This window comes from Saccharothrix mutabilis subsp. mutabilis (assembly GCF_039521145.1).
GTDB lineage: Bacteria > Actinomycetota > Actinomycetes > Mycobacteriales > Pseudonocardiaceae > Actinosynnema > Actinosynnema mutabilis.
On the sequence record NZ_BAAABU010000014.1, the window covers coordinates 14,822 to 30,101 of the forward strand.

Below are 15,280 nucleotides of genomic sequence, written 5' to 3' on the forward strand. Positions count from 1 at the left end.
ACCGCCCGGTTCGTGGGACGCGGGACCCGGTCAGGCGATCTCGTCGCGGCGGCGGGTCAGGTACGCCGTCTCGGCGGTGTTGCCCGCCAGGGCGATGGCCCGGTCGTAGGCCGCGCGCGCCGGCCCGGTGTGGCCCAACCGGCGCAGCAGCTCGGCGCGGGTGGCGTGGTAGGCGTGGTAGCCGGCCAACGCCTGCTCCAGCCGGTCCACCGCCGCCAGCGCCACCGCCGGGCCGTCGATCTCGGCGACCGCGATCGCCCGGTTGAGCCGGACCATCGGTGACGGGTCCACCCGCACGAGCTGGTCGTAGAGCGCGACGACCTGCGACCAGTCGGTGTCGCGGATGTCGCGGGCGGAGGTGTGCACCGCGTTGATCGCCGCGAGGATCTGGTACCGGCCCGGGGCGACCCCGGCCGCGGCGGCGGCCAGGCGCTCGCGCACCAACCGGTGCCCCTCCTCGATCAGCGTCGCGTCCCACGCCCCGCGGTCCTGCTCGGCCAGCGGCACCAGCTCACCGGTGGCCGACACGCGGGCCGGGCGGCGCGCCTCGATGAGCAGCATCAGCGCCAGCAGCCCGGCCACCTCGCCGTCGTCGGGCAGCAGGCCGCGGATCAGCCGGGTCAACCGGATCGCCTCGGCGGTCAGGTCGTGGCGCACCGGGTCGGTGTCCGGGCCGGTGGCCAGGTAACCCTCGTTGAACACCAGGAACAGCACGGCGAGCACGCCGGTGACCCGGGCCGGGAGGTCCTCGGTGGCCGGCACGCGGTAGGGGATGCGCGCGGCCTTGATCTTGGCCTTGGCGCGGGTGATCCGCTGGCCCATCGCGCTCTCGGCCACCAGGAACGCGCGGGCGATCTCGGGCACGGTCAGCCCGCCGACCATGCGCAACGTCAGCGCCAGGCGGGCCTCCACGGCCAGCGCCGGGTGGCAGCAGGTGAAGATCAGCCGCAGCCGGTCGTCGTCGATCGCGCCGGGCGGCTCGGGCGGGCTGTCGGCCAGCACCCACCGCGCTTCCTTCTGCTTCTCGTCGCGCTTGTTCTCCCGCCGGATGCGGTCGATGGCCTTGCGGCTCGCGGTGGTGGTCAGCCAGGCGGCGGTGTTGGGCGGCACGCCGTCCACCGGCCACCGCTCGACGGCGGTCGCGAACGCCTCGGCGGTGGCCTCCTCGGCGATGTCCAGGTCGCCGAAGCGCCTGGTGAGTGCGGCGACGACCCGGGCCCACCCCTCGTGGTGGGCCCGGGTGATCGCGTCCCGGACGTCGAACCCGGTCACACGGCCACGAACGGCCGCACCTCGATCTTGCGGTTGCAGGCCTTCGCCCCTTCGGTCGCGAGCTTGAGCGCGACGTCGAGGTCGGGCGCCTCGATGATCCAGAACCCGGCCAGGTACTCCTTGGACTCCAGGAACGGGCCGTCGGTGAACACCGCTTCGCCGCCCCGGTGGTCGATCACGGTGGCGTTGTCGGGCCCGGCCAGCCCACCGGCGAAGACCCAGTGGCCACCGGCGCGCAGCCGGTCGTTGAACACGTCGATCGCAGCCTGTTCGTCCGGGTCGTCGACGCTGGCCTGGTCGTGGATCACGGAAAGCAGGTACTGCATCCGAAACGTCTCCTCTGGTGTCAGGACATGTGGTGAAGCGGTCCGGTGCTCGGTGCAGCGTAGTACTGCGGGCACCGGCCGGCCTCCGGGGAACAACCACACGGCCTGGCCGAGGATCGCCGAGTCGGCGGGCGGGGTCAGCCCGTCGGCCGGATCGTTACCGAGCGCTCACCACGCCGGCCCGTGACCAAACGCCGGCCCGCGGCCGAGCGCTCACCAGGCCGGCCTGCGGCCGAGCGTCCGCCGCGCTGGCCGCCGGCCGAGCGTTCCTCGCGTTCTTCTCGTCGTGCGTGCCGGTTCACCGGCTGTCGACCAGGTCGAGCACGTGCTTGGCCAGCTCCGGCGTCACGGCGTCGGGTCGGTCGGCGGGCGGCGGCGGCGTCACCCGGCACCGGTTCGCCGCGCCGCCGGGCAGCACGAAGCCGGGGTCGTCGCTGAGCACCTCGATTGCGACGGCGTCCGAGGGCAGTTTCACCGGCCGGTCGTTGCGGCAGGCCAGCAGGAACGCGAGCCAGGTCCGGTAGGACACCTGGAGTTCGGCGAACGCCAGTGGGGGCTTGCCCAGGCCGAGCCGCTTCGCCACCGCCGCCAGCCCGTCGGTCATGAGCTGCTCCATCCCGGTGATGGTGGCCCACGGGTCGCCGTCCAGGTCGGGGCAGGGTTCGCCGCCCACGCCCAACTTCCCCTGGAACTCGGCGAACCGCTCGGTGACGTGGTCGTCGCCGGGCCAGGACGGCTGCACCAGGACCGCCGTGACCTCCCGCTCGCCGGCCAGCAGGTCGGCGATCCGCAGCGACAGCGCGGCGGCGCTGCAGTGGCCCACCACGAACACCGGCCGGCCGGGGGGTTCGGTGGCGAGGAAGGTCGCGGCGGTCTCCTCGGCCAGGTCCGGCAGGGCGGCGTAGAGCCGGTCGCCGGACACCGCGCCGCGCGGATCGACCTGGTACACCGAGTGGCCGGCGGCGGTGTCGCTGACCAGCCGGCTCAACCGGGGCGACGCGGTCAGCGGCTGGAAGTCGGCGACCAGGACGGCCGCGCCGTCACCGGTGGAAAGCCTGCTGCACAGGGGTTGGGTGCCCACGACGGCCTGCATCGGCGTGTCCTCCCGCTCGGCACTTCCCGCCGCCCGGCACGTCCCGCGAACGACGGGGCAGCCGCGGCGCGGCCCTGCGGAAAGCTTCGCGAGCACCGGTGGCGGCGGCATCTTCCCCGTTGCGGCCGTCGGCGAACCCGGCCAGGACAGCGCGCCGTCGCGCCGGTAGCGTAGCGGCGGTCACAGCGACTGCCCTGGAGGTTGACGAATGCACTCGACGGTCGACTCGTTCCGCTTACCCGAAGGCGTCACGCTCGGGGTCGAGCACTTCGGTGACGCGGCGGCGCCCCTCGTGCTGCTGGTGGGCGGTACGACGATGCTCTCGTGGCCCGACGCGCTGTGCGAGGCCCTCGCCCGGGGCGGACGCCACGTCGTGCGCTACGACCTGCGCGACTGCGGCGCGTCGACCACCGTCGACCCCGAGGCGCCGGACTACACGCTGCGCGACCTCGCCGCCGACGCCGCCGCGCTGGCCCGCGGCCTGGACGACCGGCCGGCGCACCTGGCGGGCATCGGCGTGGGCGGCATGGTCGCCCAGGTCGCCGCGCTCGACCACCCCGACGCGTTCTCCGCGCTCACCCTCGTCGGCACGCGGTCGGTCGCGCCCGGCCCGGTCGACGACGACCTGCCCGACCACGACCAGGCCGCGATGGGCCGCCGCTTCGCCCTCCCGAAGCCGGACTGGACCGACCGCGCCTCGGTGGGCGAGTGGGCCGCCGCCGCCGCGGAGGTCTTCGGCAACGACCCGGCCGCCGCGCGCGTGACCGCCGAACGCATCTGGGACCGCACGCCGCGCAAGGACCCCGGGCACATGCTGGCCAACCACCTGGGCATGGTGTTCGCCCGGATCGACTGCGGGCCGCGGTGGCGGGAGCGCCTGCCCGAGCTGGCGCTGCCGACGCTGGTGGTGCACGGCCGGCAGGACCCGTTCTTCCCGCTGGGCTGCGGCGAGTCGCTGGCGCGGGAGATCCCGGGCGCGAAGCTGCTGGTGCTGGACAAGGCTTCGACCGCGCTCCCCGACTCGGCCGCCGACGAGGTGGCCGAAGCGATGCTCGCGCTCTGACGACGCGGCCGGTGCGCCCCGGACCTCCGGGGCGCACCGGCCGTCGCTCACGCGGCGCGCAGCGTCTGACCGTCGTCGTCGTTCTCCGCCGACCGGCCGTTGAGCCAGCGGTCGCGGGCCCGTTCCTCGTTGGTCTCCTCGATGTTGCGGGCCGCCAGGCGCAGCATCGGCGGTGCGGTCAGCGACGTGACGATCGCGACCAGGACGATGATCGTGTACATGGCCGTGGACAAGATGCCCAGTTGCAGGCCGACCATCGCGATGATCACCTCGATGGCTCCGCGGGCGTTCAGGCCGGCGCCCAGGGCGAGCGCCTCCCACCGGCCCAGCCGCGCGGTCCGCGCGCCGAGGTAGGCGCCCGCGAACTTGCCGACCACCGCGACCGCCAGCACGAGCCCGGTCGCGGCCAGGATCTCCGGGCGGGCCAACGCGGTCAGGTCCATGCGCAGCCCGGCGGTGGCGAAGAACAGCGGCGCGGGGACCGCCATGACGAACGTGCGCAGCGGCGTCAACCGCTCGCGGTCCAGCCACTTCGACGAGCCGATCACCATGCCGCCGAGCATCGCGCCGAGGACGGCTTCCAGGTGCAGCGCCTGGGTCCCCGCCGCGAACGCGAACACCAGCAGCACGACGGTGGCGGTCAGGACGCCCGGGTCGTCGCTGCGCCCCGCCAGCCGCAGCGCCTGCCCGACGACGGGTCGGGCGACGGTCAGGCACACCACCACGACCAGGGCGATGAACCCCAGCGGCAGCAGCACGTTCGCCGCGCGGACGCCGACCGTCGCCATCGCCGCCACCACCGACAGCAGCAACCAGCCGACCAGATCGATGACCGTGGCGCTGTTCATGGTGAGCTGACCGAAGTCGCGGTGCAGCAAACGCATGTCCAGCAACGTCTTCGCCAGCACCGGCACCGCGCTCACGCACAGCGCCACGCCGACGAACCCGGCGAACGGGACGCGGTCACCGCCCGGCCCCAGCAGGTCGGCCGGCAGCACCAGCCCCAGCGCGACCCCGGCCACCAGCGGGAGGACGAGCGCGGTCGTGCTCACCCACGCGGTGGTGCGGGCGTTGCGGTGCATCAACTTCAGGTCGATGCCGATCCCGGTGATGCCGACCAGCAGCAGCACCCCGATGTGCCCCACCGCGTCCACCAGGTGCAGCTGCCCCACCTGGTCCAGCCGCAACCACCCGAACACGCCCGGCGCCACCGCCCCGAGCACCGACGGTCCGATGAGGACACCCGCGCACAGCTCCCCGATGACCGACGGCAGTCCCAGGCGCCGCGCGAGCCTGCCCAGCAGCAGCGCGCTGCCCAGCAACAGGCCGAGCAGGGTCGTGAACACCAGCACCTGGTGACCGCCCATCGGGGCGATCGGCTCTGCGGACAGGATCATCCCAGCTCCCTCGTCAGCGCGTGCGTGAGCGACGGGTGCCGCCGCACCTCGCGGACCACGGTCGCATGAGGACTTCCCGCGCCACTTCTCGGCGAATGCGGTCCGGATCTGAGCAACGCGGGAGATCGCGGGCGCGCCGGGGACTGCGAAGGTGGTCCGGGAGACTCCCGGAGCCCGAATGGAAGGTGAGCGGCTGATGGCTGCTACTGCGATCCAGGACGTGCGCAACGTGCTGGCCGCCTACCCCGAACTCGCCGACGTCGCCGTCCTGACCCACTCCCAGGACCCGGCGGGCGAGGTCCGGGTGGCCTACGTCGTGCCCAAGGGCCCCGCCCTGGACCTGTCGGCGCTGCACAAGTACGCCCGCGAGTCGTTGCCGGGCAGCGCGGTGCCGGCCGCCGTCGTGGTCGTGGACGCCATCCCCGCGGACACCGGGGCGCTGCCCGCGCCCGACCTGCGCGGCCACGCGCCCTACCGGGCCCCGGACACCCCGCGCCAGGAACTGCTGTGCGCCATCTTCGCCGACGTGCTCGGCCGGACCCGGTGCGGCCTGGACGACAACTTCTTCATCATGGGCGGCGAGTCGATCGACGCCATGCTGATCGCGAGCCGGGTCGGCCCGGCGGTCGGCCTGGAGATCTCGATGAACGAGCTGTTCGACGCGCCCACCGTCGCGGAGCTGGACAAGCTCCTGGACGAGCTGAGCGGCACCGGGGCCTGACGGTGGTCGGGGTCGCCAACCGGATGCGCGGTCTTCAGCAGTCCGTCCTGGGCGCGATGACCGTGCGCTGCCGGCAGGTCGGTGCCGTCAACCTCGCGCAGGGGCTGAGCCAGGTCCCGCCGCCCGCCTCGGTGCTGGCCGGCGGCGCGCGGGACTTCGCGGACGTCGGCCACTCCTACACCCAGCCCGAGGGCCTGCCGGTGTTCCGCGAAGCCGTCGCCGACAAGCTCAAGCGGTCGAGCGGGCTCAGCGTCGATCCCGCGACCCAGGTCCTGGCCACGGTCGGCGCGACGGGCGCGCTCATGGCGACGCTCACCGCCCTGCTCGACGAGGGCGACGGCGTCGTCCTCTTCGAACCCTTCTACAGCTACTACCTCTCCTCGCTCCAGGTCGTCGGACTGCGCCCCCAACCGGTGCGGCTGACCGGACCGGACTTCGCGATCACCGCGGAACCGCTGCGGGCGGCGGTCACCGACCGGACCCGCGCGATGATCATCTGCACGCCGAACAACCCGACCGGGCGCCGGCTCACCGCCGCCGAACTGGAGGTCGTCGCGGCGGTCGCGCAGGAGCACGACCTGCTCGTCATCACCGACGAGGTCTACGACGAGATCTACTTCGACGCGTCCCCGCACCTGGCCGCGGCGACGGTCGCGAACCTCGCCGAGCGCACGGTGACGTTGGGGTCGCTGGGGAAGTCGTTCAGCGTCCCGGGGTGGCGGCTGGGGTACGCGTGCGGCCCGGAGCACCTGGTCGGCGCGATCCGGGTCGCGGCCGACTCGCTGGTGGTCTGCGCGCCGGCTCCCTTGCAGGAGTTCGGCGCGCGGGCGTTGAACCTGGGCGAGGACTACTACCGCGAGCTGCGCGCGATGTACGACCGCAAGCGCCGGTTCCTGGCGGAGGGGTTCACCGCCGCCGGGTTGTCGCCCAACGAACCGGACGGCGCGTACTACCTGTTCGTGGACTGCTCGCGGATGGGCGTGGCGACCGGCGCGGAGGCGGCCGAGGTGCTGCTGGAGCACAACCTCGTCGGAACGGTGCCCGGGGAGGCCTTCCACCTCGACGCGCCGGACCGGCCGTACGTCCGCGCGTGCTTCTCCCTGCCGGACGACGTGCTGGCGGAAGCTGTCGACAGGCTGGCGATCGGAGGACTGGTCCGTGGGTGAGGACGTGGGTGGGCGCGCGGTGCTGGTCACCGGCGCGGCGCGGGGCATCGGGCGGGCCGTCGCGCAGCGGTTCGCGGCGGCGGGCGACCGGGTCGCGGTCCTCGACCGGGTGGCGGGCGCGGACGTGGTGGCCGGACTGGACGGCGACGGGCACGTCGCCGTCGAGGCCGACCTGATGGACGGCGACGCCGTGCTGGCCGCGGTGGACTCGGCGGTCGCGCGGTTGGGCGGGCTGGACGTCGTGGTCAACAACGCCGGCATCTTCACCGCGCATCCCGTCACCGAGGTGGATTACGCGACCTGGCAGGAACTCTGGCGCACGACGCTGGGGATCAACCTGGTCGGCGCGGCCAACGTGACGTGGTGCGCGGTCCGGCACCTGAAGGAGCGCGGCGGGCGGATCGTCAACGTGTCCTCGCGCGGGGCGTTCCGCGGCGAGCCGGAGGTGCCGGCGTACGGGGCGAGCAAGGCGGGGCTGAACTCGCTGACCCAGTCGCTGGCCATCGCGCTCGCGCCGTACCGGATCGCGGTGTCCGCCGTGGCGCCGGGGTTCGTGGAGACGGACATGACCACGGACTGGCTCAAGCCGCCGGGCGGTGACGCGATCCGGGCGCAGAGCCCGTTCGGCCGGGTCGCCCAGCCCGAGGAGATCGCGGCGGGCGTGTTCTACCTGGCCTCCGCGCAGGCGGAGTGGGCCAGCGGCACGATCCTCGACCTGAACGGCGCTTCGTACCTGCGGTCGTGACACGGGAACCGCCGGCGGTGGGCACGCGAGACCGCCGGCGGCCGGCACGCGAGAACCCGACCGCCGGCGGTCCGCCCGCGCGAGCCGACCGCCGGCGGGGTCCGCGTTCAGACGCCGGCGGTCCGCTGTTCCATCAGGGCGACGATCTCGGCCACGGTGTCGAGTTCGAGCAGCTCGTCGTCGGTGATCTCGATGCCGTGGCGCTGGCTGAGCACCATGGACAGCTCCACGACGGCGAGGGAGTCCAGGCCCGCGTCCTCGCGGCTCGCGTCCGGGCGCACGCCGTCGACGTCCAGCAGCAGGACCTCGGTCATCAGTGACTTCAGCAGCTCGTACATCGCGTCCTCCGGTGTGGCGTTGGCCGGCGTGCCCTAGGCGCCGCGGGTCTCGATTTCGGGCCAGGTCAACGTGGTGGCGCCCCAGGTGAGGCCGCCGCCGAACGCGGCGAGCAGCACCCGGTGGCCGGGCTTGAGGGTCCCGTCCGACGCGGCCTGGGCGAGCAGGACCGGGATCGAGGCGGCGGCGGTGTTGCCGACCTCGGCGATGTTCTGCGTCACCGCGTCCCGGCGCAGGCCGAGCCGGGTGGCCAGCGCGGCGCTGACCCGCGCGTTCGCCTGGTGGGTGACCACGCGGTCCACGTCGCCCAACTCCCAGCCCGCGCCCCGGAGGGCCTCGGTCGCGGCGGCGCTCATCCGCTCGACGGAGTGCCGGAACACCTCGCGGCCCCGCATCCGGAAGTACTGCGACCCGTCGTCGGGAGCCTTGTCCCGCAGGGGGATGCGCGCGCCGCCGGCCAGCACGGTGATCAGGTCGGCGCGTTCGCCGTCGCTGCCCAGCACCAGCGGGCCGACGGCGCCGGGCTCGTCGGCGTCGCCGCGTCGCAGCACCACCGCGCCCGCCCCGTCGCCGAAGATCGGCAGGGTCGTCGGGTCGTCCGGGTCGAGCAGGGTGGAGAACGCCTCGGCGGCGACCAGCAGCACCCGCTCGGCCACGCCCGCCGCGATGAAGCCCGCCGCGGTCGCGAGGCCGTAGAGGAAACCCGTGCACACGGCCGAGACGTCGAGCGCGGCGACCCCGCCCAGGCCCAGCCGCGCGGCCACGTCCGGCGCGGTGGCCGGGCTGCGGTGGTCCGGGGTCGAGGTGGCCAGCACGACGGCGTCGACCGGCCCGCCGCCCGCCGACTCCAGCGCCGCCCGGCCGGCCCCGACCGCGAGGTCGGAGGTCGCCTCGCCCGGACCGACCCAGCGGCGGGTGGAGATCCCGGTGCGGCTGACGATCCAGTCCTCGGACACACCCAGCCGCGCGCACAGCTCCGCGTTGGTCACCACGCGCTCGGGCAGCCGGTGCCCGACACCGCAGAGGACCGCGCGACCGGTCACGACCGGTCCCCGCCGCGCAGGGCCAGCGCGACGTCCACGATGAGGTCCTCCTGGCCCGCGACCGCCTGCCGCCTGCCGAGCTCGAAGAACACGTCGCGCGGGTCCACGCCCTCGCGGGCGGAGATGTCCAGCACGCGGGGCTTGAACCCGGAGAACACCCCGGCGAGGCCGCTGACGATGGACAGCGAGTCCACCTTGGGCGGCGCGGGCATCAGCTCCCGCTCGGCGAGGTCGGCGGCGTCGAGCAGCCGGTACAGGTCGATGCCGGTGCGGTAGCCGACGCGTTCGAGCACCGGCACCAGGACTTCCAGCTGCGTGTTGCCCGCTCCCGCGCCGAAACCGCGGGCGCAGGCGTCCAGGATGGACGCTCCCGCGTCGGCCGCCGCGATGGAGTTCGCCACGGCCATGCCGAGGTTGTTGTGCCCGTGGAACATCACCGGCACGTCCACCGCGGCGCACATGGCCGTGATGCGCTCGGTGACGTCGGCCGGCAGGTAGTGGCCCGCCGAGTCCATGATGCCGACGCCGGTCGCGCCGAACTCGACCAGGCGCGCGCAGTGCTCGGCCAGCCGCTCGGGGGTCGCCATGTGGCTCATCAGCAGCACGGCGTGCGCCTCGACGCCCCGCTCGCGCAGGAAGCCCAGGTGCCGTTCGGCCAGGCTGGACTCGGTGCAGTGGGTGCCGATGCGCACCAGGTCCGCGCCGCGCGCGACGGCGTTCTCCAGGTCCCTGGTCGTGCCCCAGCCGGGCAGCATGAACACCGCGAGCTTGCTGGTGCTCAACGCTTCCCGGGTGATGGTGAGCATCTCGTCGTCGCTCAGGCGGGCCCGGCCGACCTGCAACGAGGACGCGCCCAGCCCGTTGCCGTGGCCGACCTCGACCACCGGCACGCCGGCGGCGTCGGCGGCCCGCGCGTAGGCGCGCAGCTGGTCCGCCCCGAGGCTGTGCCGGACGGCGTGGTGGCCGTCGCGCAGGCTCGGGTCGTGGATCTGGATCGGCTTGCCCGCGTCGACGCCCGGGTTCGCTGCCTCGGTCATGAGTTCACCACGCCTGCGGTCGAGAGCCGGTCCGCCGCGTAGCTCTCCGCGACCAGGAGCGCGGCGGAATTGATGATGTCGAGGTTCCCGGCGTAGCGCGGGATGCGGTCGCCGGAGGAGGTGACCTCGACGGCGACGAACCCCTTGCCGTCGTCGGCGCTGCACGCCTTGACCTCGAAGCCCCGCGCGAACGAGCGGACCTCGGCCGCCGCGCCCGCCACCACCGAGCGCAACGACTCGGTGGTGAGGTCCTCGCCCAGCAACGACATCGCGACCCGGAAGGTCGCGGGCGGCCGGGCGGGGCTGATGTTGAGGATCGCCTTGACGTCGGAGACCCCGGTGAACGTGCGGACCGCGTCCTGCGTGGTCTCCACGTACTCGTCGAGGTTCATCCGCGTGCCGTGGCCGATGCTCAGGGTGGCGGCGGTCGTCACGACCTCGATGTAGTCGATCCGGTGCACCTGCGTGATCGCCCGCAGGATCGGCACCGCCGCCTGCCCGCCGCAGCTGACCATGCTCAGGTCGCGGTGCGTGGCGATGTCGGCGCGGTTGACGGTCGGGAAGATCATGCGCCCCTGCTTGCTGGGCGTGAGGTCGATGAGCATGGTGCCCAGCGGCGCGAGCCTCGCCACGTGCTCGGCGTGGGCGGACGCGCTGGTGGCGTCGAACACGACGTCGAACGGGCGCTCGGCGGCCACGATGGACCCGATGCCGCCGGTGGCGACCGGCACGCCGAGCTGGGCCGCCTGCCGCAGGCCCGAGGTGGCCTCGTCCCGGCCCGCGACGAGCCCCAGGTCCAGGCGGTCCGAGCGCAGCACCTTGGTCATCAGGTCGATGCCGATCAGGCCCGCGCCGAGCACCGCCACGGACAGTCGGCCGGGCGCCGTCCGGTTGTCGTCGTAGGTCATGCGTGACTCCTGACGTGAGAGCGCAACGGCTTGGGTGGTCAGTCGCGGGCGCGCTTGTACGCCAGCGTGACGCCGTCGAACACCGGGAGCAGGCTCAGCTCGACCCGGTCGTCGTCGCGCAGCGCGGCGTTGAGCGCGCGCATCGAGTCCGTCTCCGGGTCGCTGACGCCCGGTCGCGCGACGTTGCCGGTCAGGAGGACGTTGTCGATGGCCATCAGCCCGCCCGGTCGGAGCAGTTCGAGGCACCGCTCGAAGTAGAGGGGGTAGCCCTCCTTGTCGGCGTCGATGAACGCGAAGTCGACGGTGCCGGCCGCGCCGTCGGCCAGCAGCCGGTCCAGGGTCCGGACCGCGGGGCGCAGTTCGAGCTGGATGCGGTCGGCGACCCCGGCCCGCTCCCAGAACGGCCGCCCGATCTCGGCCCACTCCTCGTTGAAGTCGCAGGCGATGATCCGGCCGCCGGGCGGCAGCGCCCGCGCCATCGCCAGCGTGCTGTACCCGGTGAACACGCCGACCTCGACCACGGTCTTGGCCGCCATGAGCCCGACCAGGAAGCCGAGCAGCTGCCCCTGCTCCGGCGAGACCGCCATCCGGTGCTCGAACACCTGCGCGGCGGTCGCCTCGCGCAACCCGCGGGCGATCTCGTCCTCGCGCAGCGACACGTCCTGCACGTACCGCTGGATCTCATCGTCCAGCACCAGATGAACGAGCACCGGTTCCTCCTCGCGCGGCCGACGTGGCTGCCACCCATGATGACCGGCGGGGGCGGCGGGAGGCGTCTTCCGGGTTGCGAGGCCTCCGCGGCGACGACCACGCCCGAGCAACCTTGGAGATGACCGCGGCCGGCGGGTTTTTCATGATGTCACCACGCACGTGCCGAGCTAAACGGAGAATGACATGACAGCCTTTTCCATTCCCGCCCGGTTTGCTGAGCAAGTCGCGCGGACACCGGAAGCGACCGCCGTGTCAGACGCCGCGAGCGGCACGTCGTTGACCTACCGGGAGCTGGACCGGCGCGCCAACCGCCTGGCCCACCACCTGGTCGGGCTCGGGATCGGCCGCGAGGACCGGGTCGCGGTGCTCGTGGAGCGCTCCGCCGAGCTGGTGGTGGTGCTCCTCGGGATCCTCAAGGCGGGCGGGGCGTACCTGCCGGTCCACGAGGCCGACCCGGCCGACCGGCGGCAGTCCATCGTGGACCGTTCGCGGCCCGCCGTGCTGCTCGTGGACGACGCCATGCGCGCGGCGGGCATCCCGACCGGCGTGCCGGTGGTGGCCGTGACCGACCCGGCCATCGCCGCGGAGTCCGATGACGACCCGCGCGTGCCGATCGACCCCGACCAGCTCGCGTACGTGATCCACACGTCCGGGTCCACCGGCCGGCCCAAGGGCGTCGCGGTGACCCAGGGCGAGGTCGTCAGGTTGTTCACCGATCCACAGTGGACCGTCGAACGGCACGCGCGGGTCCTGCTGGTCGCGCCGTACGCCTTCGACGTGTCCGCGTACGAGATCTGGATGCCGCTGCTGCACGGCGGCCAGGTCGTCGTCGCGCCGCCCGGACGGCTGGAGCCCAAGGCCCTGCGCGAGCTGATCACGACGCACCGCATCACCGGGCTGCACCTGACCGCGGGCCTGTTCCGCGTGCTCGCCGAGGAGGCGCCGGAGACGTTGCAAGGGGTGGACGAAGTCCTCACCGGCGGCGACGTCATCGCGCCCACGGCGGTGCGCAAGGTCCTCGACACCTGCCCCGACCTGGTGATCCGCGCCCTGTACGGCGCCACCGAGGGCACCGTCTTCTCCACCCACCACGTGCTGACCCGCGACTCGGGGCTGGGCAAGGTCGTCCCGATCGGCGAGCCGTTCACCGGGATCACCGTCCACGTCCTGGACGAGAACCTCCAGCCCGCGCCCGCCGACGCCGTCGGCGAGATCCACCTCGCCGGCGAGGGCGTCGCGCGCGGTTACCTCGGCCAGCCCGGCCTGACCGCCGAGCGGTTCGTGGCCGACCCGTTCGGCCGGCCGGGGTCGCGGATGTACCGCACCGGCGACCTGGCCCGCCGCACCGCCGACGGCGCCATCGAGTTCGTCGGCCGCGAGGACAGCCAGGTCAAGGTCCTGGGCTTCCTGGTCGACCTGGCCGAGGTGGAGGCCGCCCTGGCCGACCACCCGGGCCTGGCCCAGGTCGTCGTCCTGGCCCGCGAGCGGGAGGACGGCAACAAGCAGCTCGTCGGCTACGTCGTGCCGGAGTCCGAGGAGCTGAGCCTGGCCGCGGTGCGCGCCCACGCCAAGGCGAAGCTGCCCGGGTACATGGCCCCGGAGGTGTTCGTCCGGCTCGACGCGCTGCCGCTGACCGCGAACGGCAAGCTGGACCGCGACGCGATGCCGGAACCGGACTTCAACCAGGTCCTGGCCTCCCGCGCGCCGGAGACCCCGTTGCAGAAGGAGCTGTGCGCGCTGTTCAGCGCCCTGCTCGAGGTGCCCGAGGTGGGCATCGACGACAGCTTCTTCGAACTGGGCGGCCAGTCGTTGCAGGCCATGCGGCTGTGCAGCCGGATCGGGGCGACCATCGGCGTCGGCGTCTCGGTCAACACGCTGTTCGACACCCCCACCGTGGCCGAGCTGGCCGCCCACATCGAGGCCAAGCGCGCCGCGTACGAGAGCCGGACGGCCTGATGACCGGGCCGACCCGGCCGCTGACCGGCGCCGAGTACCTCGCGAGCATCCGCGACGACCGCGAGGTCCAGCTGCACGGCAAGCGGGTGGACGACGTCACCGAGCACCCGGCGTTCCGCAACCCGGCCCGGATGATCGCCCGGCTCTACGACGCGCTGCACGACCCCGCGCACCGGGACGTGCTCACCACGGCCACCGACGCCGGCGGCCCCGGCGGCTACACCCACCGCTTCTTCACCACGCCGCGCAGCGCCGAGGACCTGGTCGCCGACCAGCAGGCCATCGCGGCGTGGTCCCGGCTGACCTACGGCTGGATGGGCCGCAGCCCGGACTACAAGGCCTCGCTGCTGGGCACGCTCGGCGCGAACGCCGAGTTCTACAACCCGTTCGCCGACAACGCCCGCCGCTGGTACCGGGAGTCGCAGGAGAAGGTCCTGTACTGGAACCACGCCATCGTCAACCCGCCGGTGGACCGGCACCTGCCGCCCGACCGGGTGGGCGACGTGTTCGTGCACGTCGAGCGGGAGACCGACAGCGGCCTGGTGCTCAGCGGGGCCAAGGTCGTGGCCACCGGGTCGGCGCTCACGCACTACAACTTCATCGCCCACACCGGCGTGCCGATCAAGGACCGCAGGTTCGCCGTCGTGGCCACCGTGCCGATGAACGCGCCCGGCCTGAAGCTGATCTGCCGCCAGTCCTACTCCGCGGCGGCGGAGGCGACCGGCAGCCCGTTCGACTACCCGCTGTCGTCCCGGATGGACGAGAACGACGCGATCCTGGTGCTGGACAAGGTGCTCATCCCGTGGGAGAACGTGTTCATCTACGGCGACGCCGCCAAGGTGGGCATGTTCAGCGGGCAGTCCGGGTTCGTCGAGCGGGCCATGTTCCACGGCTGCACCCGGCTCGCGGTGAAGCTGGAGTTCCTCGCCGGGCTGCTGGCCAAGGCCCTGGACATCACCGGCGTCGCCGAGTTCCGCGGGGTGCAGGCCCGGCTGGGCGAGGTGCTCGCCTGGCGCAACCTGTTCTGGGGGCTGTCCGACGCCGCCGCGCGCAACCCGGTGCCCTGGCGCGACGGCGCGGTGCTGCCCAACCCGGACTACGTGATGGCCTACCGGTGGTTCTCCCAGGTCGGCTACGCCCGGGTCCGGGAGATCGTGTTACAGGACGTCGCGAGCGGGCTGATCTACCTGCCCTCCAGCGCGCGGGACTTCCACAACGACGACACCCGGCCGTACCTGGACACCTACCTGCGCGGCTCGCACGGCGTGGACGCCGTCGAGCGGGTGAAGGTGCTCAAGCTGCTCTGGGACGCGGTCGGCACCGAGTTCGGCGGCCGGCACGAGCTGTACGAGCGCAACTACACCGGGAACCACGAGAACACCAGGACCGAGCTGCTGCGCGGCCAGGTGGGCGACGGGAAGCTCGACGGGTACCGCGAGTTCGTCGACCGCTGCCTCGCCGAGTACGACCTGGACGGATGGCTAGCACCCGACCTCGCCGGATAGA

15 protein-coding genes are annotated in these 15,280 nt (G+C 73.3%); 6 read left to right on the plus strand and 9 right to left on the minus strand.

Features of this window, described 5'->3' with window-relative positions:
• Positions 1 to 30: 30 nt before the first annotated feature.
• The 3 genes from ABD126_RS25700 to ABD126_RS25710 all read right to left on the minus strand — a co-directional run bounded on the left by ABD126_RS25700 (position 31) and on the right by ABD126_RS25710 (position 2,691).
• On the minus strand, positions 31 to 1,272 hold the full coding sequence (locus tag ABD126_RS25700; protein ID WP_343936486.1) for an RNA polymerase sigma factor: 1,242 nt from the start codon (positions 1,270 to 1,272) through the stop codon (positions 31 to 33).
• Positions 1,269 to 1,598, minus strand: coding sequence for a YciI family protein (locus ABD126_RS25705; RefSeq protein ID WP_343936487.1), 330 nt, complete (start codon positions 1,596 to 1,598; stop codon positions 1,269 to 1,271). The genes ABD126_RS25700 and ABD126_RS25705 overlap by 4 nt, the downstream gene beginning before the upstream one ends.
• A 298-nt stretch (positions 1,599 to 1,896) precedes the next feature.
• Positions 1,897 to 2,691, minus strand: a complete 795-nt coding sequence (locus tag ABD126_RS25710) for an alpha/beta fold hydrolase (RefSeq protein WP_343936488.1) — start codon at positions 2,689 to 2,691, stop codon at positions 1,897 to 1,899.
• A gap of 208 nt (positions 2,692 to 2,899) precedes the next feature.
• On the opposite strand from ABD126_RS25710, the gene ABD126_RS25715 reads away from it, so the two are divergent.
• On the plus strand, positions 2,900 to 3,754 hold the full coding sequence (locus tag ABD126_RS25715; RefSeq protein WP_343936489.1) for an alpha/beta fold hydrolase: 855 nt from the start codon (positions 2,900 to 2,902) through the stop codon (positions 3,752 to 3,754).
• Between the two features lie 47 nt (positions 3,755 to 3,801).
• Here ABD126_RS25715 and ABD126_RS25720 read toward each other — a convergent pair whose 3' ends face one another.
• Complete coding sequence (locus ABD126_RS25720) at positions 3,802 to 5,151, minus strand: cation:proton antiporter (protein ID WP_343936490.1); 1,350 nt, start codon at positions 5,149 to 5,151, stop codon at positions 3,802 to 3,804.
• A gap of 196 nt (positions 5,152 to 5,347) precedes the next feature.
• Between ABD126_RS25720 and ABD126_RS25725 the strand changes: the two genes are divergently transcribed.
• The 3 genes from ABD126_RS25725 to ABD126_RS25735 are packed head-to-tail and all read left to right on the plus strand — an operon-like array spanning position 5,348 to position 7,783.
• Positions 5,348 to 5,872 (plus strand): phosphopantetheine-binding protein, encoded by a 525-nt coding sequence (locus ABD126_RS25725; protein WP_343936491.1) that lies wholly within the window; start codon positions 5,348 to 5,350, stop codon positions 5,870 to 5,872.
• Between the two features lie 23 nt (positions 5,873 to 5,895).
• Positions 5,896 to 7,038, plus strand: coding sequence for a pyridoxal phosphate-dependent aminotransferase (locus tag ABD126_RS25730; RefSeq protein ID WP_343936492.1), 1,143 nt, complete (start codon positions 5,896 to 5,898; stop codon positions 7,036 to 7,038).
• On the plus strand, positions 7,031 to 7,783 hold the full coding sequence (locus ABD126_RS25735; RefSeq protein ID WP_343936493.1) for an SDR family NAD(P)-dependent oxidoreductase: 753 nt from the start codon (positions 7,031 to 7,033) through the stop codon (positions 7,781 to 7,783). The genes ABD126_RS25730 and ABD126_RS25735 overlap by 8 nt, the downstream gene beginning before the upstream one ends.
• A gap of 107 nt (positions 7,784 to 7,890) precedes the next feature.
• Here ABD126_RS25735 and ABD126_RS25740 read toward each other — a convergent pair whose 3' ends face one another.
• From ABD126_RS25740 to ABD126_RS25760, 5 genes are read right to left on the minus strand one after another with little or no spacing between them, the layout of a single operon-like run.
• On the minus strand, positions 7,891 to 8,121 hold the full coding sequence (locus ABD126_RS25740; RefSeq protein WP_343936494.1) for an acyl carrier protein: 231 nt from the start codon (positions 8,119 to 8,121) through the stop codon (positions 7,891 to 7,893).
• A 33-nt stretch (positions 8,122 to 8,154) separates the two neighbouring features.
• Entirely contained in the window at positions 8,155 to 9,162 is a 1,008-nt protein-coding gene (locus tag ABD126_RS25745; RefSeq protein ID WP_343936495.1) for a beta-ketoacyl-ACP synthase III, read from the minus strand.
• The gene (gene dmpG, locus ABD126_RS25750) at positions 9,159 to 10,199 is read right to left on the minus strand and encodes a 4-hydroxy-2-oxovalerate aldolase (protein ID WP_343936496.1); all 1,041 of its coding nucleotides are present in this window, start codon (positions 10,197 to 10,199) and stop codon (positions 9,159 to 9,161) included. The genes ABD126_RS25745 and dmpG overlap by 4 nt, the downstream gene beginning before the upstream one ends.
• A complete protein-coding gene (locus ABD126_RS25755; RefSeq protein WP_343936497.1) occupies positions 10,196 to 11,107 on the minus strand; it encodes an acetylating acetaldehyde dehydrogenase in 912 nt (303 codons plus the stop codon). Before ABD126_RS25755 ends, dmpG begins: the two co-directional genes overlap by 4 nt.
• A gap of 38 nt (positions 11,108 to 11,145) precedes the next feature.
• Positions 11,146 to 11,817, minus strand: a complete 672-nt coding sequence (locus ABD126_RS25760) for a class I SAM-dependent methyltransferase (protein WP_343936498.1) — start codon at positions 11,815 to 11,817, stop codon at positions 11,146 to 11,148.
• A 184-nt stretch (positions 11,818 to 12,001) separates the two neighbouring features.
• Between ABD126_RS25760 and ABD126_RS25765 the strand changes: the two genes are divergently transcribed.
• Both ABD126_RS25765 and ABD126_RS25770 read left to right on the plus strand, forming a co-directional pair.
• Positions 12,002 to 13,774, plus strand: a complete 1,773-nt coding sequence (locus ABD126_RS25765) for a non-ribosomal peptide synthetase (protein ID WP_343936499.1) — start codon at positions 12,002 to 12,004, stop codon at positions 13,772 to 13,774.
• Complete coding sequence (locus ABD126_RS25770) at positions 13,774 to 15,279, plus strand: 4-hydroxyphenylacetate 3-hydroxylase family protein (RefSeq protein WP_343936500.1); 1,506 nt, start codon at positions 13,774 to 13,776, stop codon at positions 15,277 to 15,279. The genes ABD126_RS25765 and ABD126_RS25770 overlap by 1 nt, the downstream gene beginning before the upstream one ends.
• The last annotated feature ends 1 nt before the right edge of the window (position 15,280 follow it).